This window comes from Ochrobactrum sp. S1502_03, from assembly GCF_044435015.1.
GTDB classification, from domain to species: domain Bacteria; phylum Pseudomonadota; class Alphaproteobacteria; order Rhizobiales; family Rhizobiaceae; genus Brucella; species Brucella chromiisoli.
Window position 1 is genome coordinate 1 of the sequence record NZ_JAYEXN010000002.1, and the last position, 21,242, is coordinate 21,242.

Sequence of the window (21,242 nt, forward strand, 5' to 3'; positions counted from 1 at the left end):
TGCTCCCATCGCTCATAGCGGGGGAGTAGGTTCACATGGCTCAATTCTCGATGGAAATTAGTCGCCCAACCGGCTCAGTTCCGCGTGAAAACCAACAATGTACATGCCAGCCGTAGTTGCTCTGCGCTTCAATCCGGATTTAAAGCAAAAGTACACCGCTTTAAGAGAAGTAGGAAAACCTGCAAAAGTGGCCATAACCGCAATCATGCGAAAGCTTATTATAATCGCGAACGCGCTGCTTAAACAGGAACGAATGTGGTCCGATAAAACTGCTTGATTAAAACGGATACTCCACTTTTGAAGGGGAAGTCCAATCTGAAGCACAGCCTAATTATTCCGACGACGATAGCTGAAAATGGATGCCGGTAGACTAATGAAAAACCTTTTTATTGATTAGATAGCAATAATGAAGAGAACTGGTAATTTTGTTTTTCTAAAAAGAAAATCATCATAAAATCCGATCAAATAAGTGTTTGGTTATGGCCATAACGGATTAAATATGTTATATTTAAGACTTAGATGCATGTTTGATTTTTTTCAGATTGGAATTCGAACCATAATCAATTGTCTATTCGAAGATAAAGACAATTATTTTGCGTATATATTTGTGTGTAATAAAAATAATTATTTTCTTTATTATTAATTTACTTCAAAGTGATAGTCGAATCCATTCGACAGACACCCCCTCCGCCATACATCGCCGATTGCCCTCCATGGTGCGATATTGCCGCTCGTTCCTGAGATTTTGACGCTGGTTTCCAGACAAATATAAAATCCATAAGTAGCCTTTAAAGGCGCTCTGGAAGATCGTTTAAGCGCATTAAAGCCCCTCTTGTTATTCCACGGAAAGCCCGGCGCGATTCACGTGCCCGAACGGGCACGTCCAATCTGATCGTGCATCCCCAGTCTGGAAAAGTTGCAAGCTAAAAAAATAGAAACTCATAGCTTTATCAGTTGCGAGATGAGCAGGAGTCTGATCATCTTCTAAAAAAGCGATGACTTAAAGCATACCTCTCTCAAATTGGCAGGTTTTGGGATAAGTCTGCGTCAAAACAACAAAATGAGATACATCGCTCTGATGGGATCAGATCGAAACGTGCTCCGAGAAGGGAATGCCTGAATGTCTGTAATGCCCGGTTTGCGTGCTGATACCATACTTCATAATGGTACGATCTGGTGTGGGTATGAGGAGGGCACAGCAGAAGCTCTGGCGATCTGGCAGGGCAAAGTGCTTGCAACGGGCACCAAAGATGAGATCTGGTCGCTCAAAGGCGACAATACGCATGTGATTGATCTGGAGGGGCAGTTTGCGACGCCGGGTTTAAACGATGCACATCTGCATCTCATATCAGTGGGGCTCACGCTCAACTGGATTGATGCGACATCGCAAGTGGCACCGACATTGGAAAGCTTGCTCGATGCAATACGCGAACAAGCCGCTTCCACGCCTGCCGGAACCTGGATCAGGGCGCGTGGCTATGATCAAACCAAGCTTGATGTTGGCCGTCATCCGCATAAATCAGAGCTTGATGCTGTGGCGCCGCATCATCCGGTCATGCTCGTGCGTGCCTGCGGCCATGTATCGATTTTCAACTCGAAGGCTTTTGAGCTTGCGGGAATTGATGAAAATTCACCGGTGCCGGATGGTGGTCTGATTGAACAGCAAAATGGCGTGCTGACGGGCATGGTCGCAGAAAATGCGCAAGGCGTTGTGCGGAAGGCTATCCCAAAGGCAACCACAGAAGAGATGATCGACGCCATTGAGGCTGCGGGCAATCTTCTGCTTTCTTACGGTATCACCAGCGTCATGGATGCAGCCGTTGGTCAGGTTGCAGGCTTTGATGAAATTCGGGCCTACAATTTCGCCAAGCTTAACAAACGATTGCCGGTCCGCACCTGGCTTGTGCTTCTGGGCGATCCTGGAGCGTCGATTGTCGAAAAATGCTATGAAGCCGGTCTTGTGTCCGGCGTTGGCGATGACATGTTGACGGTTGGTGCGGTCAAGATTTTCCTTGATGGCTCCGCAGGCGGTCGCACAGCCTGGATGAGCAAGCCTTATCTTGGTGATGATAACAATATTGGTGTGCAGATTTTACCCGATGCAGAGCTTGAAGCGCTGGTGCTTGACACGCATAAAAAAGGCTATCAGCTTGCCTGCCATGCCATTGGAGACGCTGCCATCGGGCAGCTGATTACCGCTTATGAAAAGGCGCTTGCAGCTTACCCCGATGCGGACCGTCGCCATCGCATTGAACATTGTGGCTTCTCCACACCACAGCAGCACGAGCGGATGAAAAAGGCGGGGATTTATCCATGCCCACAGCAAGTGTTCATTTATGATTTTGGCGACGCCTATATTTCGGTTCTTGGTGAAGAAAAAGCACTGTCGAGCTATCCGCTCAAGACATGGAAAGATCTTGGTTTCAAGCCCGCAACGGGCAGCGATGCGCCTGTCTGTCACCCCAATCCCTATCCGAACATCTATTCGATGCTGACGCGTGAGACCGGCAAAGGGACGGTCATGGATGCGCGGGAGCGGGTGAGTATTGAAGAAGCGCTTCAGGTCTATACCGAGTATGGTGCTTTCTCGCAGAAGCTCGAACATGTGAAAGGCAAGCTGATCCCCGGTCAGGTGGCCGATATCGCTGTGTTCTCCCGCAATATGCTCAATGCGAAGCCGGATGAAATCCTTAACGATACGCGTTGTGTGCTCACCCTTCGCGATGGCGAAGTGGTGTTCAGAGCGCCGAACTGATCATAAGAAATCAAGTGAGAGGATAAGATGGGGAAGAATATGAGAAAATTTGCGTTGCTTGCAGCATTGTCCGCAGTTTTGATGGCGGGCACTGCCGCTTACGCTGCCGACGCGCCTCGTTCCGGAGGCGTTATTAATTTCGTAGCCCCTTATGGGGATAGTTTTTCGACGCTTGATATTCAGGCATCTCCGGCCACGCAGGATGAGTTTTATGCAAAGGCTATTCACCGCACGCTTTATGATTGGGATGCCGATCAGAATAAGCCGGTATTGGGTCTTGCAACAGATGTAACGGTCTCGGATGACAAGCTTGTCTATACATATAAGCTACGGGAAGACGCATTTTTTCACGATGGTAAGCCATTGACGGCGGATGATATTATCTGGAGCTATACCCGGATAATGGACCCGAAGAAGGCATTTCCTCCGGCACGCTATATTTCCGAAATAAAGGGCGCGGAAGACTATACCCAAGGCAAAGCAACGGAAATTTCCGGCCTGAAAAAGATTGATGATCACACGCTCGAAATCACCCTTAAACAGCCGATAGATCCCGGTTACCAGTTCATGCGCAACAATACGGCCATTTATCCGGCCGGAGAGGGCGACAGCGATGTCTTTCAACGTCACCCGATTGGTCTTGGCCCTTACAAGTTTGCGGAATACATTCCCGGCTCCCGTCTGACGGTTGAAAAGTGGGATAAATATTACGAAAAGGGAAAGCCTTACGCGGACAAGATCAATATCATGATCATGGGGGATGCCTCTGCACGTGATGTGGCTTTCCGCAACAAGGAGATTGATGTCGCGGTTCTTGGGCCTGCACAATATACCGCCTATCTTGCAGATCCCGAGCTTGCGAAGAACATGGTGGAAGTCGCGGAAGTTTACACGCGTGCTGTTGGTTTCAACCCGGATTTTAAGCCGTTTCAGGACAAGCGTGTTCGTCAGGCGATCAATTATGCCATCGACAGTGATCTGATCATCAAGCGTCTTGTGAAAGACAAGGCATATCGTGCGGTCGGCTGGCTGCCAAATTCTTCGCCAGCTTTCGATAAGGATGCGAAGCCTTATCCCTATGATCCTGAAAAGGCGAAGGCGCTGCTTGCCGAAGCCGGTTACCCGGATGGCTTTGAGTTTGAATTGACCGCGACGCAGAATGAAAGCTGGGGCCTGACGATTGTTCAGGCCATCATTCCGATGCTGGATAAGGTTGGGATCAAGGTGAAGGCAAAGCCGGTTGAGGCCTCTGTTCTCGCCGATGTGGTTCCAGCGGGCAATTTTCAGGCTTATATGTGGTCGCTGGAAAGTGGACCTGATGCGCTGACTGCGATGCAATGCTTCTATTCAACGACGCCGCAATCTGCTTGCAACTATCAGAAATTTGCCAATGCGGACTTCGACAAGCTGGTCGATGAGGCCAAGCTGGCTAAAACCGAAGAAGAAAAAAACGAGATTCTGAAGAAGGCCAACAATCTGTTGCAGGAGGAAGCGCCGGTTTGGTTCTTCAACTATAACAAGGCTGTCATGGCGCATCAGCCATGGCTGCATGGTCTTCAGCCGAACTCGGCAGAGCTCGCGGTTCAGTCCTATGAAAAGCTCTGGGTTGACGACACGGTTCCATCGGGGCGTTAAATCGAGCCTATCTGGATCGGCTCGCCTTTTGGGGGCGAGCTGGTTTCTCTTCGATCTGAAAAGAGGACTGTGTGCTCTATTTTATTGTCCGCCGCGTCTTGCAGATGATACCGACGGTCATTGCTGTATCCCTGCTGATCTTTATCATTTTTAGCGTGGTCCCCGGTAGTATTGCCTCGGGACTGATTGCGAATGGCAAGGGCATGAGCGATCCCAAAATAGTCGAAAAGATCACGGAGGAATTTGGCCTCGACAAGCCTGTTCATGTCCGGTTCGGCAATTATATGGTGCAGCTTGCGCAGTTCGATCTTGGCATTTCCTACAGATCAAGGCAGCCTGTCATCTCGCTTATTCACGAGCGTATGGGGCCGACGCTGAAGCTCGCATTTGCAGCCATGGCTTTTGCGATCCTTGTTGGTGTGCCGCTTGGTTTTCTGGCAGCCCTCCGGCCCGGCAGTATTCTGGATAGCGTTACCATGATTGGTGCAGTATCCGGTCTTTCGCTGCCGCAATTCTGGCTTGGTCTGCTTCTGATGTATTTCTTTGCGCTGACGCTTGGCTGGTTACCGAGTTTTGGCTATGGCGATGGCGGTATAAGGCATGTGATCCTGCCTGCACTCACCTTGGGCGTTGCGCCACTTGCCCTTCTGGCGAGAACCACGCGCGCAGCCGTTCTTGAAGTGATGGGTGCTGATTTTATCCGCACCGCGCGCTCCAAAGGCATGAGCAGCTTCCGCCTTGTCAAATGGCATGTCATGCGCAACGCGCTGGTGCTCATTATAACGACGATCGGATTGCAGTTTGGCTCGATGATGGGGCAGGCTGTTGTGGTGGAAAAACTTTTTTCATGGCCGGGGCTTGGCTCCCTGCTGATCGACAGCGTGTCGATGCGTGATATTCCGGTCGTGCAAGGCGCCATTCTTGTGATCGTATTGTGGTTTCTGATCATCAATACGATTGTTGATATTCTCTATGCGGTCATTGATCCGCGTATAAGCCACGAGTAGGCCGATGAAATTGCGTTTCAATCTCGTCTTTGGGGGCCTCATCTGCGCTATCATGGTGACGGGCGCGGTTTTTGCGCCATGGATCGCGCCTTATCATCCAGTGATGGATGCGGATCTCATGAATGCCGAGCTGCCGCCGGACGCCCAGTTCTGGTTTGGGACCGATGCGCAGGGGCGTGATGTGTTTTCTCGCCTGCTTTATGGCGCGCAGGTCTCCCTGACTGTTGGTGTTGTATCGCAGTGTATCAATACGGTCATCGGCCTTAGCCTTGGTATTTCGGCAGGTTATTTCGGCGGCTGGTGGGACGATCTTGTCAGTGGCCTCACCAATCTGATGCTGGCAATCCCTTCGTTAATCTTTGCGCTTGCGATCATGGCCGTGCTTGGGCCCGGCTTGCCAAGCCTGCTGCTTGCGCTGGGCCTGACGAACTGGTCGTGGACTTGCCGTATTGCGCGAAGTTCGACACTGTCTCTTAAAAAGCAGGGCTATATTCAGGCGGCTAAAATGCTTGGTTATAGTGATGTGCGCATCATGATCACACAGATTGTACCCAATATGATTGGGCCAATCCTTGTCATTGGTACGCTTGGCATGGGGGACGCTATTCTTGCGGAAGCAGCGCTTTCTTATCTTGGGCTTGGCATCAGTCCGCCAGAGCCGAGCTGGGGCAATATGCTCACCGATGCGCGGGAACTGATTGTCAATGCGCCTTGGGCAGCCGTCTTTCCCGGGCTGGCAATCTTTTTCACCGTGCTTGGGCTTAATCTTTTCGGTGATGGTCTGCGAGATTGGCTCGATCCGCATATGAGGACGCGCAAGGTATGAGCGAACACGCACTTCTTGAGGTGGAAAACCTGCGCATCGACATTGCTTCGGGTGCAACACAGCACAATGTGGTCGAAGATGTGTCTTTTACAATTGGCGCTGGCGAAACATTCGGTTTGGTCGGCGAGTCTGGCTGTGGCAAGAGCATAACCGCGCTGTCGATGATTGGGTTGCTGCGTAAACCGCTCTCGGTGACAGGGGGGGCAATCCGTTTCAAAGGGCAGGATTTACGCGCAATGTCATCGCGTGACATGCGCAAATTGCGCGGCAATCGCATCGCCATGATTTTTCAGGAGCCGATGACAGCACTCAATCCTGTCTCACCCGTGGGTCGACAGATTGCGGAGATGTTCGTGCTGCACGCGGGCGCAACATGGCATGAAGCAGAGCGTAAGGCTGTTGAGGCGCTGGCAAATGTGCAGGTGCCTGCACCTGATCAGCGTGTGAAGAACTATCCGCATCAGATGTCTGGCGGTATGCGACAACGCGTGATGATAGCCATTGCCCTTGCCTGTAACCCCGATTTGCTGATTGCAGATGAGCCCACCACGGCCCTTGATGTCACAGTACAGGCGGAAATCCTGCGTCTCATGCAGGAGCTTTGCACAGCGCGCGGAACGTCTGTGCTGATGATCAGCCATGATCTGGGTGTGATTGCCAAAATGTGCCGCCGGGTCGGCGTTATGTATGCCGGGCATCTGGTCGAGGAGAGAGCGACGGCAAGCCTTTTTCAGCATCCATCGCATCCTTATGCGCAGGGTCTTCTGGCCTCCCTTCCTCTGCTTGGCTCCCGTCAAAAACAAGGGCAGCGCCCCTTGCAGGAAATTGCCGGCGTGGTGCCGTCGATTTCTGCCTTTCCTGCGGGGTGCAGGTTTGAACCGCGCTGCACGCGTGCAACGGATATTTGTCGGGCTGAAAAGCCGGGATGGACGCCTTTGCAGGATGCAGGCTTGGTGAGGTGTTTCCATCATGAATGAGATGCGTTCAACTCAGCCCATGGAGCCGCTTGTTCGCATAGACGATCTCTGTGTTCGATTTCCGGTGAGTGGCGGCATTTTCAGCCGTTCAAAGCAGTTGCTGCATGCAGTCAATCATATGAGCCTCGAGCTGCTTAAAGGTGAGTGCCTGTCGATTGTTGGTGAATCCGGTTGCGGTAAATCCACGCTTGCGCTCTCAATCGTCGGATTGCAAAAACCCACGAGCGGAGAGATTTATTTCGAGGGCAGGCCAATTACAGGCGTAAACGAGCCGTCGCGGCTAGAACGTGCAAAAATGGCGCAGATGGTTTTTCAGGACCCGTTTGCTTCGCTCAATCCTCGCCAGACAGTTTATACGTCGCTTGCGGCACCGTTAAAACTTCATGGTGTAAAATCACGCTCCGAAATAGACGGTCGCGTGGAGGAAATTTTACGTCTTGTCGGCTTAAAACCGGAGCAAGCCAAGCGCTTTCCGCATGAATTCTCCGGGGGGCAGCGTCAGCGTATCGGGATCGCACGCGCATTGTTGCTCAATCCCAAGGTTATTGTTCTCGATGAACCAGTGTCTGCACTTGACGTTTCCATCCGCGCGCAGATCATCAATCTGCTGCTGGAACTCAAAGAGCGGTTGGAGCTGTCCTATATCATGATCAGCCATGATCTAAGCGTCGTTGAACATATGAGCGACCGCGTGGCTGTGATGTATTTTGGACAGATTGTCGAAAGTGGGCCATGGGACCGGGTATTTTCAAATCCAACGCATCCCTATACGCGTCGTCTGATTTCAGCCATTCCCGATCCAGTGGCCGAACTGACGGGCACGCGTCTCATTGACGATAGAAGTACCCCTCAAGCACCGCAAGGCTATGCATTTTATCCAACGCGCTTTGGCTCTCATGATGTGCATCAGCCGCCGCCATTGACGCAACTGACTGACATCGGCGGGGGACAGTATGTTCGGGTGATTGAGGCGAACTGAGCAGCCTATTGATGTAAGTGTCTGAAAATCAGTTCGCCAATCGGGATCGCTGAGGTTGCCGCAGGCGAGGGCGCATTGCAGACATGCAGCACGCGCTTTGAGCGTAAAAATTTGAAGTCGTGTATTAACGCGCCATCTTTCGAGACAGCCTGCGCACGTATTCCGGCGCGATAAGGCAGAAGGTCATCAGCGCGAAGCGACGGGCAATATTTGCGGCATTTTTCCAGATAACTGGATTTAAATACGCTGTCCTTCATTTCGTTCAAGCCGGAGCGAAGATGGTTTGAAATGACCTTCCAGAAGCCGGGGAATTTTGCATATGTGGCGATGTCCTCAAGGCTCACCGAGAATTTGTGATAGCCTTCGCGCGACATTCCAAGAACTGCATTTGGCCCCACCGTTAATCTGCCATCCATCATCGGGGTTAGGTGAATGCCGAGAAACGGCATAGATGGATCAGGCACCGGGTAGATCATGCGTTCGACCAGATTGCTAAGTTCCGGCTTTAGCGCGTAATATTCACCACGAAATGGCACGATTTGGAAGTCTACGGCTTTTCCCGAACGTTGTGCGAGGCGGTCTGCCTGTAGTCCGGCGCAGGCAATAACAGAACGGCTTTCCCACACATCCTTATCTGTATGGACACGGACGCTGTCGGAACGCTCTTCGATGCGATCAACCTCAATGTTGAATAGGATGGTGCCACCAGCAGCTCTGATAATATCGCCCATGACCTGAGAGACTGCGCGATAATCAACGATCCCGGTTTGCTCAACGAGCAATGCACCAAGCCCCGTCACAGACGGTTCGATCTCGATTAGCTCCGCATTATTCAATCGACGGCAATTGATGCCGTTCGTCGCAGCATTTGTTTCGAGATTGTCTAAGCGCTGCAATTCGATCTGGTTGGTGGCAACCACCAGCTTTCCGGGTGTGCGGTAGGGAATAGCATTTTCATCGCAAAATTGCTTCGTGATGCGCTCACCTGCGCGGCAAAGCTCGGCTTTCAGACTGCCGGGCTTATAATAAATCCCAGCATGAATAACCCCGCTGTTATGTCCGGTCTGGTGCGCGGCCAGCGTGCTTTCTTTTTCCAACAAAAGAAGGCGAGCATCCGGCTCGCTTTTGACTATTTTCAAAGCGGTCGCCAAGCCGACGATGCCGCCACCTACGATACAATAGTCGAACATGGTTTGCGCTCGATGTTTGATGCCTGATGCAGGATAATCTTGTCACCAGTGATGCCAATGGGCTTTATCACTCATGATGCCGCAATCGGCTGATTAATTGCAACAACAACTCGCGCTTGTTAAAGATACGCACCATTGCAGTGGGCTTTGACGAAACCGGCCCAGCTTATCGTCTGCAAATCAATTAAACACTGCTCAGCAGAATGCTGGTTTCACTGTTCAGGACGCCTTCGATTGTTCGCACTTCACGCAAAACGCGGTCAAATTCGTGAAGGCTTTCCGCATGTATTTCTGCCACCAGATCCCATGACCCATTGGTCGTGTGCAGCGTGCGTATCTGTGGCAAACCTCTTAAAAGTTTTATGACCTTGGTTGTTGAGCGACCTTGCACTTCGATCAGCATGATCGCGTGCACAACTCCATCGCTGGAATCTTGCCGGACGCGTATGGTGAAGCCCAGCGCTGCACCTGTCTCAAGCAATCGGTCGAGACGCGCCTGCACGGTCCCGCGTGAAACGCCGAGGATTGTCGCCAGCTTCGAGAGTGGCGCACGTCCATCCTCTCTTAAAATGGCAATGAGCTTGTGATCCAGTTCGTCAAAAATATGCATAGCGTTTTTTACATTTTGACTGTGCAAATTGCTATAATTTTTACAATTCACCCAGCACTTTTATAATTTTAACTGACTTTATGCTCTCCTAATCTGCTTCTCAGAGTTCTGATGGAGGTGAGGGTAAGGATGTTCAGCGGATGACAAAAAGTCTGATTATACAGCCGAGGTCCACGTCGACATCGTTTGAGCTGGCGTGGTGGTGAGCCAGAAATGTCAACTGTCTCCTGAAACGCCATATGTTTTAACCCCTTGTTTTCATGCATGTCCCTTGTGGAAACCCGTTAATTTTTCCGCGACATGTTTTAGCAGTGAGAATAGTCTGAGAATGAGCAGACCCTCTGTCCAGAGTCCGAAATCGGTCGTTATGATCCGGCCGCACCATTTTACGCCCAATGCGCAAACCGCAAAGGACAATGCGTTTCAGTCTATCGACGAACAACGCTCTGCTGAAGTTCTTGCGAAAGCAGCCTTCGACGAAGTCACAGCCATGGCAGAAGGTTTGGCCGATGCGGGCGTAACGGTGCATTTGTTTGAAGACGAAACCCAAGCGCTGCCGGATTCCGTTTTTCCAAACAACTGGTTTTCGACCCATTCGGGCGGGCATGTTGCCATTTATCCGATGTTTTCGGAAAGCCGCCAGAAAGAACGCCGCCCTGATGTTATCGAAATGCTCAAACGCGACTATCGCGTTCAGGATGTGATCGATTACTCCGGTTTGGAGCGCGATCACTTCTATCTCGAAGGCACCGGCGCCATGGTTCTCGACCATATTGGACGTGTAGCCTATGCAGCCCGTTCCAACCGCACCAATGAAGTGGCGCTCGAGCGTTTCTGTACACATTTCAACTTTGAACCGATGGTGTTCGATGCGGTCGATTCGTCGGGAAGGCCGATTTATCATACCAATGTGCTGATGTGCATTGGTACGGATTACGCGCTGGTGGGTACCGATCTGATCACAGATCCGGTCCGTCGTCAGGACATTGTTGATCGGTTGCAGGAAACCGGTCGCACGCTCATTCATCTCTCTGCTGAGCAGATTGGTGAATTTGCAGGAAATGCCATTGAACTGGAAGGTCGTGATGGCCGGGTTCTGGCGCTTTCTGCACGCGCCTATGCCGCATTGAGCAAGATCCAGATCGAGACAATCGAACAGACCGCGAAGCTGATGCCTTTCGCAGTCCCGACGATCGAACTTGCAGGCGGATCGGTTCGGTGCATGTTGGCTGGCATTCATCTCTCGCGCCGCACAACAAACGGCACACATTTGCTTTACGCAACATCAAGAGCCGGTTAGATAGGCTCCAGCTTAAATAAGGGAAACCTTCAATGTCTTCCAACAGACCTGTTTATGAGTTCAATTCGATCATCGTCCGTGAGCCTTCGCACTCTGTGGTGAATGGTCTTCGCGCGCTGGATAGCGGCAATCCCACCTATGAAGGTGTGAAGGCTGAGCACGATGCCTATATTGCTGCCATGCGTGCTGCAGGCGTCGAGGTCACCATTCTTCCGGCACTCGAAGAATTCCCCGATTCTATTTTTGTTGAAGATCCTGCACTCGTCTTTACTGAAGGTGCAATTTTGCTTCGTCCGGGCGCACTGACCCGTGTTGGCGAAACGGCTAAGATCGAACCGACGCTGCGCAAGATGTTTGATACGGTTGTGGAACTGCCGGAACCGGGCTTTGCCGATGGCGGCGATGTTCTGACGACACAGAAAACTGTGATGATCGGCCTTTCCGCCCGTACCGACAAAGCAGGTGCAGCTGCACTGATCGCCAGCCTTGAAAAGATTGGGCGCAAGGGTGAGGTTGTCTCAACCCCTGAAGGCGTACTTCATTTCAAAACTGATTGCTCACTGGTTGATGAAGAAACCGTTCTTTCCACGAGCCGCCTTGCAAAGTCCGGTGTCTTTTCGGGCCTTCGTCAGTTGATCGTGCCCGAAGGTGAAGAGGCAGCTGCAAATGCATTGCGCGTCAATGACGTGGTGATGGTAGGCTCCGACTTCCCACGCACCATCGAGTTGCTGGAAAAGAGTGGCTATAACGTGGTTCCGCTCAAGACAACGCAAATCGGCAAGATCGACGCCGGCCTTTCGTGCATGTCGCTTCGCTGGTATCGCAAATAATTCTGATGGCTCGGGGGCATTCGCTCCTGGGCCGTTTTCTCTCTGCATTCCCTGTGCCTGCTCTCATCCAAAGGCAGGCCGCTACAAAAATATAAGGAGAACGGGAACATGGTTGGTTTTAAAGGGAAAATTGCAGGTGCGATTGCGCTTGTTGCATTGGCTGGTGGTGCCGCTCAGGCGGAAGGAAAGCTTCGTCTCGGTATGACGCCGGAGCCGTATATGCCTTTCACACAGGTTAATGCGGCAGGAGAGTGGGAAGGGCTGGAGGCAGACCTTTCACGCGCACTTTGCGAGAAGCTCGCAGACAAGTGCGAATTCAAGTCCATGGCATGGGATGGTCTCATTCCTTCGCTGACTGAAAACAAGGTGGACTTCATTATCGGTGCGTTTTCCGTCACAGATGAGCGTCGCAAGGTCGTTGATTTCAGCACGCCTTATTATACGGAAGGTACCGTTGTCGTCGGTGCGAAGTCGGATACAGACACGGTTGGCACGGTTGCTGCAAGCGACGGTTCAGGCGAAGTTGTCGATCAGGCATCATTGGCTGACAAGATCGTTGGTGTTCAGACATCGAGCGTACAGTCGGCCTATATGACCAAGTATCTGCCGGATGTTTCTTTGAAGAGCTACGACACCGCAGACAATTCGGTTGCTGATCTGGTTGCAGGCCGCGTTGATTATGTTCTCGCACCGGATTTGTTCGTGCAGAACTTCCTCAAAACGCCGCAGGGCGCTGATTACGAAATTAAGCTTGTTGCGCCCAAGAGTGTGGTTTTGGGTGAAGGTGTTGCCTATGCGGTGCGTAAAGGCGATACGGCGACGCTTGAAAAAGTCGATGCGGCGCTTGCCGAGCTCGACAAGGACGGCACCCTGAAAGGACTCGTCGACAAGTGGATTTTCGAACAGAAATAATCCTGATGAGGGGCGAACGCCGGTAGCGGCGTTCGCCCTGCAGCGTCGATCCAAAAAACTGAATTTGTTTTTTGGAAATTGCGATGCGTCGTTTCAAAACTTCGGATTGTTTTCTGCGCTTTGGTCCAAGGGAACAATGCTCTGAATGATTTCCTGTCTGATCGGATGAATCGTTATGGATTCTTATTGGCAACTGCTCGCTTGGGGAAGTGAGGGCTGGGGAGACGAGTTTGCGCACGGACTTATGATGACCTTGCAGGTCTCAGCCGTGGCATTTGCAGTCTCGTTTGTTTTTGGTCTTGCTGGCGCCTCCGGGAAGCTCTCGCGCAATCGCTTCATAAAAGCTATCGCCGAATTATATACGACAGTGGTTCGGGCTTTGCCGGAGCTGCTTGTTATCCTGTTGCTTTATTTTTCTGTCGCCACAGGCGCCGAGAAGCTGCTCAAAGCGAGCGGTCTTGTCGGAAACGATTTCCAGTTCAGTGCCTTCTGGGCGGCAATTATCGCGCTGGCTTTTGTAAACGGCGCGTTCATGACGGAAGTGCTGCGGTCTTCTTATCTGGCTATTCCGCGCGGGCAAATAGAAGCTGCGCTGTCCATCGGTATGCGCCGCCGCCAGATATTCACGCGTGTCACTTTCCCGCAAATGATGCGTCATGCGGTTCCCGGTATCGGTAATCTTTGGCTCTCAATCACCAAGGAAAGCGCCATTATTTCGGTTCTCGGTTCATTCCATGAATTGCTTTATACGGGTTATCGTGCAGCCGCATCGACCAAGCAATACGTCTTCTTTTATGGCCTCACAGCATTTCTCTTTCTGTGCATCACGCTGGTTTCGGTTCTGATCATTATACAGCTCGAAAAGCGCCTGAGCCGGGGGCACGGATAATGGAATCGATTGCAAAAATCATTGAGTTCCTGCCGCCGCTTATCAAAGCGCTCCCGCTGACGCTGTTCTTGACTGCAACGGCGGGTGTCATCGGTCTTGTTTTTGGAACACTGAGTGCTCTGGCGCTTCTTTCAAAAAAGCGCGTCCTGAAATGGCCTGCTTTCACTTACACGTTCATTTTCCGTGGCACGCCGCTTCTGGTGCAGCTTTATCTGATCTATTACGGGCTTGGGCAAATCCTGCCCGGAACCTGGGTTAGACATAGCTTCCTCTGGCCTTACATGCGTGACGGCTTATGGTATGCGGTCTTCGCGCTGAGCCTCAATCAGGGTGCCTATAATGCGGAAGTCATTCGCGGTGCGATCAAGTCGATCCCTCGCGGCCAGATCGAAGCTGCACTTTCTATTGGTATGACGCGGTTCAAGATTCTACGTCGCATAACGCTGCCGCTGGCTTTCCGTCATTGTATGCCCGTTTTGACCAGTGATCTTATCATTCTGCTCAAATCGACGTCGCTCGCCTCAACGATCACCATCATGGAAGTGATGGGTACCGCGCGCGCGCTTCAACGCAGTTCTTTGTCGATCTTTGAGCCACTGATCGCAGCAGGCATTCTTTATTTCACCGTTGTGTTCATCCTCACCCGGATCATGAATGTGGTTGAACGGCGCATGAGTGGCTCACGCGCGTCTATGGTCTGATCTGTTTCAGGAGCAATTCAAAATGACGTCCATGGCACTCACCGTCCGCAATATTCACAAGAGCTTTGCTGGTGTCGAGGTTCTCAAAGGCATCTCGTTTGAAGCCAAAAAAGGCGATGTGATCTCGCTGATCGGCAGCAGTGGCTCCGGTAAAAGCACTTTGCTGCGCTGCATTAATTACCTGGAAACACCGGATGAAGGCGAGATCGCAGTTGCGGGGGAGGTAATCCGCACGAAGGTCGGGCCGGACGGAAAATCGCATGCTGCCGATCCTCGACAGCTTGTTCACATCCGTACGCGTCTGGGCATGGTGTTTCAGAGCTTCAATCTTTGGTCACACCGCACGATCCTTGAAAACATAATCGAAGGCCCTGTTCATGTTTTGGGCATGTCAAAAGCCGAAGCCATTGCCGAGGCCGAGGTTTTGATGGAAAAAGTGGGTATCACGCCTAAACGGGATCAATATCCGACGCAGCTTTCAGGTGGGCAGCAGCAGCGTGCTGCTATCGCGCGGGCGCTTGCAATGAAACCGGAGGTTATGCTGTTTGATGAGCCAACCTCGGCACTTGATCCGGAGCTTGTGACGGAAGTGTTGCAGGTTATCAAGAAGCTTGCTGAAGAGGGGCGTACCATGGTCATGGTGACGCATGAAATGGCGCTTGCCCGCGATATTTCGAGCGAAGTTATCTTCTTGCACCAAGGGCTGGTTGAAGAACGTGGTGCGCCAGAGACTGTGATGAGTCATCCACAGTCGCCACGCTTGCGCCAGTTCCTGCATATGAATTGAGTACAACAAACATGACCGATAAAAATCAAGGCGCATTTATCGACGAACTCAAAGCGATCCGCAGACATCTGCACAGCATCCCTGAGCTTGGACTGGAGGAAGTGGAGACTTCCGAATTTATCGCCTCGACGCTGGAAAAGTGGGGCTATGCGTTAAACCGTGGTCTTGCAAAGACGGGTATCGTCGCTTCTTTGCGCCGCGGCAACTCAAACCGTTCTATCGGGTTTCGCGCCGATTTTGATGCGCTGCCAATTCTGGAAGAAACGGGCCTGTCTTACGCGAGCAAGAACAGTGGCAAAATGCATGCTTGCGGTCATGACGGCCATACAACCATGCTATTGGGGGCCGCGTGGTCGCTTGCACAGGATAAGGATTTTTCAGGAACTGTTCATTTCATTTTCCAGCCTGCCGAAGAAAACTATGGCGGTGCGCAAATGATGATCGAGGAGGGGCTCTTTGAGCGTTTCCCTTGTGATCAGGTGTTTGCGCTGCACAACTGGCCGGGGCTTGAAGCTGGAAAACTTGCATCCAAAGCGGGTCCGATTGCGGCGTCCATCGATGCTTTGACGCTGACGGTGAAGGGCAGCGGTGGACACGGAGCGGAGCCTGAAAAGACGATCGACCCTATTGTGGTGGCGTCAAGCATCGTTATGGCGTTGCAAACTATCGTTGCCCGCAATGTCCCGCCTCATCAGGCAAGCGTAATCACCGTTGGTGCCTTTAATTCGGGTGCGGTCTGTAATGTTATTCCCGATACGGCAAAACTCGAAGTTTCGATGCGCGCGACTGATCCCATGATACGCGAAACGCTGCGTGATAAGGTCGAGCAAGTGGCGAAGATGCAGGCGGCGAGCTATGGCGCCGATGTGAGTTTCGATTGGATGACGGGGTATCCGGCGACGATTAATGATGCCAGGGCCTTTGAACAGGCAAGAGCAACGGTTGTTCAGCATTTTGGTGAAGACAGTTTTGAAGACCTGGATAAGCCGTTTATGGGCAGTGAAGACTTTTCTTTCATGCTTGAAAAGACAGCCGGTGCCTATCTCCTGATTGGCAATGGCGATAGCTCTGGTCTGCATACGGCAACTTACAACTTCAACGATGAGATTCTTGAGCGCGGCGTATCGTTTTTTTGTCACCTCGCGAAAGATATACTCGGCACAAAGCTTGTTGAATAACAGGCTTTTGGCCTCGTCTATTCCAGTCAGTCTTTCACGGACGAAGCCATCGCCTGTAATATGATAACAGCGGATGCAGCGCCCGGATCAACATGCCCGAGTGAGCGTTCACGCAGGCGCGCTGCACGGCCTTTTGTTGCAATCATGGAGCGGGTCGAGTTGGCACCGGCAGTTGCTGCCGCCACTATGTTTTCCCAAAACGCGCGGAAGTCCAGATCTTCCTGAACAGCAATTTGCGCGGCTTCTGCAGCTGGTAGCCAGGCATCAAGCATCGTCTTGTCGCCGCGCTGCCCATGGCCGCGTTCACGAATGCCCACACCGATTGCTTCGATAATGATCGCGCATGTTGCGGAATCAAGGTCTTTGCGTTCCATTGTTGCTTGCGCTGCGCGGCGAAAACCGGTTGCATAGAGTGGTCCGGTGGATGCTCCCACAGCGTTGATAAAGGCTGTCGCAGCCGTATTGAGAACGGTTGAAATATTCGCATCATCCAGATCAAGCTGAAGCAATTCGCGCTTCACCGCCTTAAACCCAAGGGCCATGGTTGTGCCATGATCCCCATCTCCTATGGTGCCATCAAGTTCGGAAAGCCGATCTTTGTCAGCTTCAATGGCAGTTGAAACTGCATCAAACATGTTTGCAAGACGGCGAGCCGCAGTTTCCGACATGAAATTCCTCCTCGAACCTTACAACCGTAAGCCGTGTTGCTCATCATAAGGCGCATGCTAATTTACTTATAGGCAGAACAGAAAAGGCAATAAATACCGGCGTTTTAGCCTATTCTAAGGCTTGCCGTTTCGCATGGATGCTGCAACAGCTCGCTCAATTCCTGATCAAGATGAAGGATCGATATCGAAGCCCCTGCCATGTCCAGAGAGGTGCAGTAATGCCCGACCCAGTTGGCTTCAATATGAATGTTCTTGGCATCCAGCCGCTGGGCGACACGTCGATAGAGAACATAAAGCTCCATGAGCGGTGTGGCTCCAAATGAATTGACCAAAACGGCAACCCGATCGCCAGAGACGGCGTTCATTTCATTGAATATTCTGTCCATGATGCCATCAACGATTTCATCAGCCTGTCGAATTCGGTCACGCGAAACACCCGGCTCACCGTGAATGCCGACGCCAATCTCCATGTCCTCCGGCCCGATCTCGAAGTTATGCCGTCCTGTTTGCGGCAATGAGCCGGGTTCCAGTGCAACACCGATGGTGAAGGTCCGTGCGTTGGCCTTGCGTGTCACAACTTCGCACGCTTCCAGTGAAAGCCCCTTGTCACAGGCCGCACCTGCAACCTTGAAAACGAAGAAATTGCCTGCCACGCCACGCCGACCGTCCTTTTCATCAATGGGTGAGGAGGCAATATCGTCGGTGGTCAGAACAGTTTTAATCCTGACACCTTTTTCCTCGGCCATTTCAGCCGCCATCTCGAAATTCATGACATCGCCGGCATAATTGCCATAGACAAAGAGAACCCCTTCGCCTTTGGATGCAGCAAGTGCACATGCAACAATAGGGTCGGGCGGTGGTGAGGAAAACACGTTGCCGACAGCCACTGCGTCGGCAAGTCCTTTGCCCACATAGCCGAGGAAACATGGCTCATGCCCGGCACCGCCACCAATCACCAGTCCGACCTTGCCAGCACGGGGACCCTCACGTGCAACGAGCGCGCGGTTGGAGGTGCCGATGGGCTGTAGGAATTTGCCATGCGCCCGCACAGCGCCGTCGAGCATTTCCTCAACCACCTCATTTGGATTGTTGAGCAGCTTTTTCACACGCATGCGAAACGCCGCAGGCATTTGACTGGCCTTTGGGCGCTGCGAAAGGCGCGCTTCGAGATCGATGACGCTGTCTGCACGCAGGATTCCAAGTCCGGTTGCCGCATCGGTAACCAGCACATTGATATGACCGCCGCGAAGGGCCGCAAGCAGCGCCGGCACCTTGTCAAAGCCGCCAGCCACGGCAATCCGCGTCTGTATCTTTTGCAGTTTATCAAGTGAGATGCCGATTGTGCGGCCATCCAGCGGCCCGGCAACGGTTTTTCCACGTTCATCAATAAAGCGCCCGGCAACAACACCAACCGCGCCTGCCGCAAGATAGTGCTGCAAGGATACGGATTCAAAAAAGCCACTTGTATGAATCGTGGAATTGGATCGAAGCGAGGACACACCAAACAGTATGCGATTGGCCTGTTCCAGTGTCGCAAACTGCTCTTGTATCAGGGGTTCTTCGAGCAGCACATTACGGGCTGTTGGCGAGCGCACCATGGCGGGCGCCGTGATGTTGACACAGCGCGCAGATACGGCTTCTGCGAGCACCGCAGCACAACGTTCCGGCGTATAGGGGAAGGATGCGGTCGTTCCGCCTGTCGCCTGCACAACAGTCACATCCTGCAGGGCTGCAATATCAGTATGCTCGCCCACTGCAAGTACGGTCCGGCCCCAGGCTACAGCCAGTGTGTCACCGGATTTCAACGTCTTGTTGAGAGCATGGGCACCCGCCACACCAAGGCGATCAATCAGCGGACGGGCATTGTCATCGTGAGGGATGATAAGGCAATCGGTCAGACCAAAATGGCGCTTGAGTTCCTGCGCGACAGACAGGGATTCAAGCCAGCCGCCGCCGATAGAAATATTGACGATCCCTTTTTCGCGCGCCTCAGCCAGATAGCTGTTTACGGTCGCGCGCGAGATACCCATAACATCGGCAATCTCGCTCTGCGTCAGGCCATCCTCATAGTAAAGCCAGCAGGCCCAAACATAAAGATCGTCTCCGTAACGCATGGGGATAGCGGTCGCATTTTCGCTGGCATTCGACCGGGGTTTGCCGACTTTGCGCGATGTGTTGGGCTTGAGCGTCATGCGATGTTCTGTTGCCTCCGTTCCGGCCGCAACGATGAAAGCAAGTGATCGCGATTGCAACATGATAGAGCGAATTTGATGGCTGAACGTGTTTGCTCACACAGTTTTCAGCCATCAAATTCAAATTCTATGCAGACTTATTGCTGAAGACGGTTTTTTGCCTGCGCAGACAAGTCCGTCAGAATCAGCGCGCAGGATGTTGCACCTGCGTCGAGAACCCCTAGCGAGCGCTCGCCGAGGCGGCTTGCACGTCCGATTTTTGCGACGAGATTAAGCGTGGAATCGCGACCGGCTTCAGCAGCCACCGAGAGTGCATCAAGGGCCTCGGAGAAGGACTGACCATCGTTATTGGCCTCGTCAAAAGCATTGATTGCCGGGATCAGCGTGTCAAGCAGCGTCTTGTCACCAAGCTTTGCTGAACCGATTGACTGGATGCCTTCAAGACCGGCATGAAGCATCGCGCTGAAAGCGGCAGCATCGATATTCTCAACGCCTTCCAGCTTTTCTGCGAATTCGTTGAACATCACACCATAAAGCGGCCCCATTGACCCACCGATTTCGGTGAGCAGAACTGTGCCTAACGTATCAAGACCTTCTGCAAGCGAGACGTCCTTATTTCTCAGGCGCTCGGCTGCAAGGCCAAAGCCCTTGGCCATATTCACACCGTGATCGCCATCACCGATTTTTCCGTCAATTTCGCTGAGATAAGCTTTGTTTTCGATAATTCTGTCTGCAAGCGAAAGAACGATTTCACCCGATCCGGCATTTTTGAATGTCTGCATGATATATTTCTTTCTTAGAGAACTGCCGTGCACCGGGCTTCGACATCCAGAAGCGTCTTAAGTTCATCGTCCAGCGCCATGACTGTCAGTGTTGCGCCAACCATTTCAAGCGAGGTAAAGTAGTTGCCAACATAGGTACGATAGATCTTGAGGCCGCGTGCGGTGATCTCCCGCTCAATGGTATCGTTGAGAATATAGAGCTCGTTGACTGGCGTGGCGCCAAGCCCGGAAACCAGAACGGCAACTTCGGTGCCTTCCGGCAGATCGTGATCGTCGAGAACGATCTTGCTCATGTCCCGGGCAATCTCGTCGGCGCGCTTCAACGGTTCGACACGCACGCCCGGCTCGCCATGATGACCGATACCGACTTCCATCGTTCCGGGTTCAATCGTGAAGTTTGGATGCCCGACCGCCGGCAGTGTGCACGGGCCAAGACCAACACCGATTGAGCGGCAATTATCGATGGCTTTCTGCGCGCTTGCCTGTACTTCAAGAAGGCTAGCACCTGATGCAGCTTTTGCACCACCGATCTTCCACATGAAGATTTCGCCAGCAACACCGCGACGTTTTTCCCGTTCACTGGCAGGGGCCGAGCAGACATCATCATTGGCGACAACAGTCAGCACTTCAATTCCGGCCTTGGCAGCAAGCTTTATCGCCATTTTCACGTTCATGTTGTCTCCGGCATAATTGCCATAGAGACAGACAACACCCTTTCCACCATTGGCTTCGCGGGCTGCATCATAAAAGCTCTTGGCGGTTGGCGACGAGAAAAGCTCTCCTACAGCCACCGCGTCGAGGAGATTTTTACCGGTGTAACCAATAAAAGCAGGTTCATGGCCCGAGCCACCGCCAGTAATAACGCCAACTTTACCTTCGATTGGTGCATTTTGGGCGACAACAACACGCGGGTTTTCCGACGACAACCGGACCAGATCTTTATGGGCTTTGATAAAGCCTTTGACGGTGTCTTCGACAACTTCATCCGGATTGTTAATAAATCTTTGCATTTTGCACCTATTGA

At 52.1% G+C, this 21,242-nt stretch carries 19 protein-coding genes; 13 read left to right on the top strand and 6 right to left on the bottom strand.

Features of this window, described 5'->3' with window-relative positions; all coding sequences use genetic code 11:
- The first annotated feature begins 1,129 nt into the window (after window positions 1-1,129).
- The 6 genes from VBH83_RS02085 to VBH83_RS02110 all read left to right on the top strand — a co-directional run bounded on the left by VBH83_RS02085 (window position 1,130) and on the right by VBH83_RS02110 (window position 8,179).
- Window positions 1,130-2,755, top strand: coding sequence for an amidohydrolase (locus tag VBH83_RS02085; protein WP_396996384.1), 1,626 nt, complete (start codon window positions 1,130-1,132; stop codon window positions 2,753-2,755).
- A 39-nt stretch (window positions 2,756-2,794) separates the two neighbouring features.
- Window positions 2,795-4,390 (top strand): ABC transporter substrate-binding protein, encoded by a 1,596-nt coding sequence (locus tag VBH83_RS02090; protein WP_265983958.1) that lies wholly within the window; start codon window positions 2,795-2,797, stop codon window positions 4,388-4,390.
- A gap of 71 nt (window positions 4,391-4,461) precedes the next feature.
- On the top strand, window positions 4,462-5,397 hold the full coding sequence (locus tag VBH83_RS02095; protein ID WP_265983959.1) for an ABC transporter permease: 936 nt from the start codon (window positions 4,462-4,464) through the stop codon (window positions 5,395-5,397).
- A 4-nt stretch (window positions 5,398-5,401) separates the two neighbouring features.
- Complete coding sequence (locus tag VBH83_RS02100; RefSeq protein WP_265983960.1) at window positions 5,402-6,223, top strand: ABC transporter permease; 822 nt, start codon at window positions 5,402-5,404, stop codon at window positions 6,221-6,223.
- Entirely contained in the window at window positions 6,220-7,200 is a 981-nt protein-coding gene (locus tag VBH83_RS02105) for an ABC transporter ATP-binding protein (RefSeq protein ID WP_265983961.1), read from the top strand. The genes VBH83_RS02100 and VBH83_RS02105 overlap by 4 nt, the downstream gene beginning before the upstream one ends.
- Window positions 7,193-8,179, top strand: coding sequence for an ATP-binding cassette domain-containing protein (locus VBH83_RS02110; protein ID WP_265983962.1), 987 nt, complete (start codon window positions 7,193-7,195; stop codon window positions 8,177-8,179). Before VBH83_RS02105 ends, VBH83_RS02110 begins: the two co-directional genes overlap by 8 nt.
- Window positions 8,180-8,184: 5 nt before the next feature.
- Here VBH83_RS02110 and lhgO read toward each other — a convergent pair whose 3' ends face one another.
- The gene (gene lhgO / locus VBH83_RS02115) at window positions 8,185-9,369 is read right to left on the bottom strand and encodes an L-2-hydroxyglutarate oxidase (protein WP_265983963.1); all 1,185 of its coding nucleotides are present in this window, start codon (window positions 9,367-9,369) and stop codon (window positions 8,185-8,187) included.
- A 184-nt stretch (window positions 9,370-9,553) separates the two neighbouring features.
- A complete protein-coding gene (locus VBH83_RS02120; RefSeq protein WP_265983964.1) occupies window positions 9,554-9,979 on the bottom strand; it encodes an Lrp/AsnC family transcriptional regulator in 426 nt (141 codons plus the stop codon).
- A 328-nt stretch (window positions 9,980-10,307) separates the two neighbouring features.
- Here VBH83_RS02120 and ctlX point away from each other — a divergent pair, with 328 nt between their 5' ends.
- The 7 genes from ctlX (at window position 10,308) to VBH83_RS02155 (ending at window position 16,576) form a co-directional block, all read left to right on the top strand.
- Complete coding sequence (gene ctlX, locus VBH83_RS02125; RefSeq protein WP_265983965.1) at window positions 10,308-11,279, top strand: citrulline utilization hydrolase CtlX; 972 nt, start codon at window positions 10,308-10,310, stop codon at window positions 11,277-11,279.
- Window positions 11,280-11,311: 32 nt separating this feature from the next.
- On the top strand, window positions 11,312-12,109 hold the full coding sequence (locus tag VBH83_RS02130; RefSeq protein WP_265983966.1) for a dimethylarginine dimethylaminohydrolase family protein: 798 nt from the start codon (window positions 11,312-11,314) through the stop codon (window positions 12,107-12,109).
- Between the two features lie 108 nt (window positions 12,110-12,217).
- Entirely contained in the window at window positions 12,218-13,021 is an 804-nt protein-coding gene (locus tag VBH83_RS02135) for a transporter substrate-binding domain-containing protein (protein WP_265983967.1), read from the top strand.
- Between the two features lie 175 nt (window positions 13,022-13,196).
- Window positions 13,197-13,910: an ABC transporter permease gene (locus tag VBH83_RS02140; protein WP_265983968.1), complete on the top strand. Its 714-nt coding sequence runs from the start codon at window positions 13,197-13,199 to the stop codon at window positions 13,908-13,910.
- Window positions 13,910-14,611 carry an ABC transporter permease gene (locus VBH83_RS02145; protein ID WP_265983969.1) on the top strand — a complete coding sequence of 234 codons (702 nt, stop codon included), beginning with the start codon at window positions 13,910-13,912 and terminating at the stop codon, window positions 14,609-14,611. The genes VBH83_RS02140 and VBH83_RS02145 overlap by 1 nt, the downstream gene beginning before the upstream one ends.
- A 22-nt stretch (window positions 14,612-14,633) precedes the next feature.
- Complete coding sequence (locus tag VBH83_RS02150; protein ID WP_265983970.1) at window positions 14,634-15,398, top strand: ABC transporter ATP-binding protein; 765 nt, start codon at window positions 14,634-14,636, stop codon at window positions 15,396-15,398.
- Window positions 15,399-15,409: 11 nt separating this feature from the next.
- Entirely contained in the window at window positions 15,410-16,576 is a 1,167-nt protein-coding gene (locus VBH83_RS02155) for a M20 aminoacylase family protein (RefSeq protein ID WP_396996114.1), read from the top strand.
- A 26-nt stretch (window positions 16,577-16,602) separates the two neighbouring features.
- Here VBH83_RS02155 and dhaL (VBH83_RS02160) read toward each other — a convergent pair whose 3' ends face one another.
- From dhaL (VBH83_RS02160) to VBH83_RS02175, 4 genes are all read right to left on the bottom strand, one after another.
- Window positions 16,603-17,244 carry a dihydroxyacetone kinase subunit DhaL gene (gene dhaL / locus VBH83_RS02160; RefSeq protein WP_265983972.1) on the bottom strand — a complete coding sequence of 214 codons (642 nt, stop codon included), beginning with the start codon at window positions 17,242-17,244 and terminating at the stop codon, window positions 16,603-16,605.
- Window positions 17,245-17,348: 104 nt separating this feature from the next.
- Window positions 17,349-19,436 (bottom strand): bifunctional sugar-binding transcriptional regulator/dihydroxyacetone kinase subunit DhaK, encoded by a 2,088-nt coding sequence (locus tag VBH83_RS02165; protein WP_396996117.1) that lies wholly within the window; start codon window positions 19,434-19,436, stop codon window positions 17,349-17,351.
- Window positions 19,437-19,573: 137 nt separating this feature from the next.
- Window positions 19,574-20,218 (bottom strand): dihydroxyacetone kinase subunit DhaL, encoded by a 645-nt coding sequence (gene dhaL, locus VBH83_RS02170; protein ID WP_265983974.1) that lies wholly within the window; start codon window positions 20,216-20,218, stop codon window positions 19,574-19,576.
- 14 nt (window positions 20,219-20,232) lie between these two features.
- The gene (locus VBH83_RS02175) at window positions 20,233-21,228 is read right to left on the bottom strand and encodes a dihydroxyacetone kinase subunit DhaK (protein WP_265983975.1); all 996 of its coding nucleotides are present in this window, start codon (window positions 21,226-21,228) and stop codon (window positions 20,233-20,235) included.
- Window positions 21,229-21,242 lie beyond the last annotated feature (14 nt).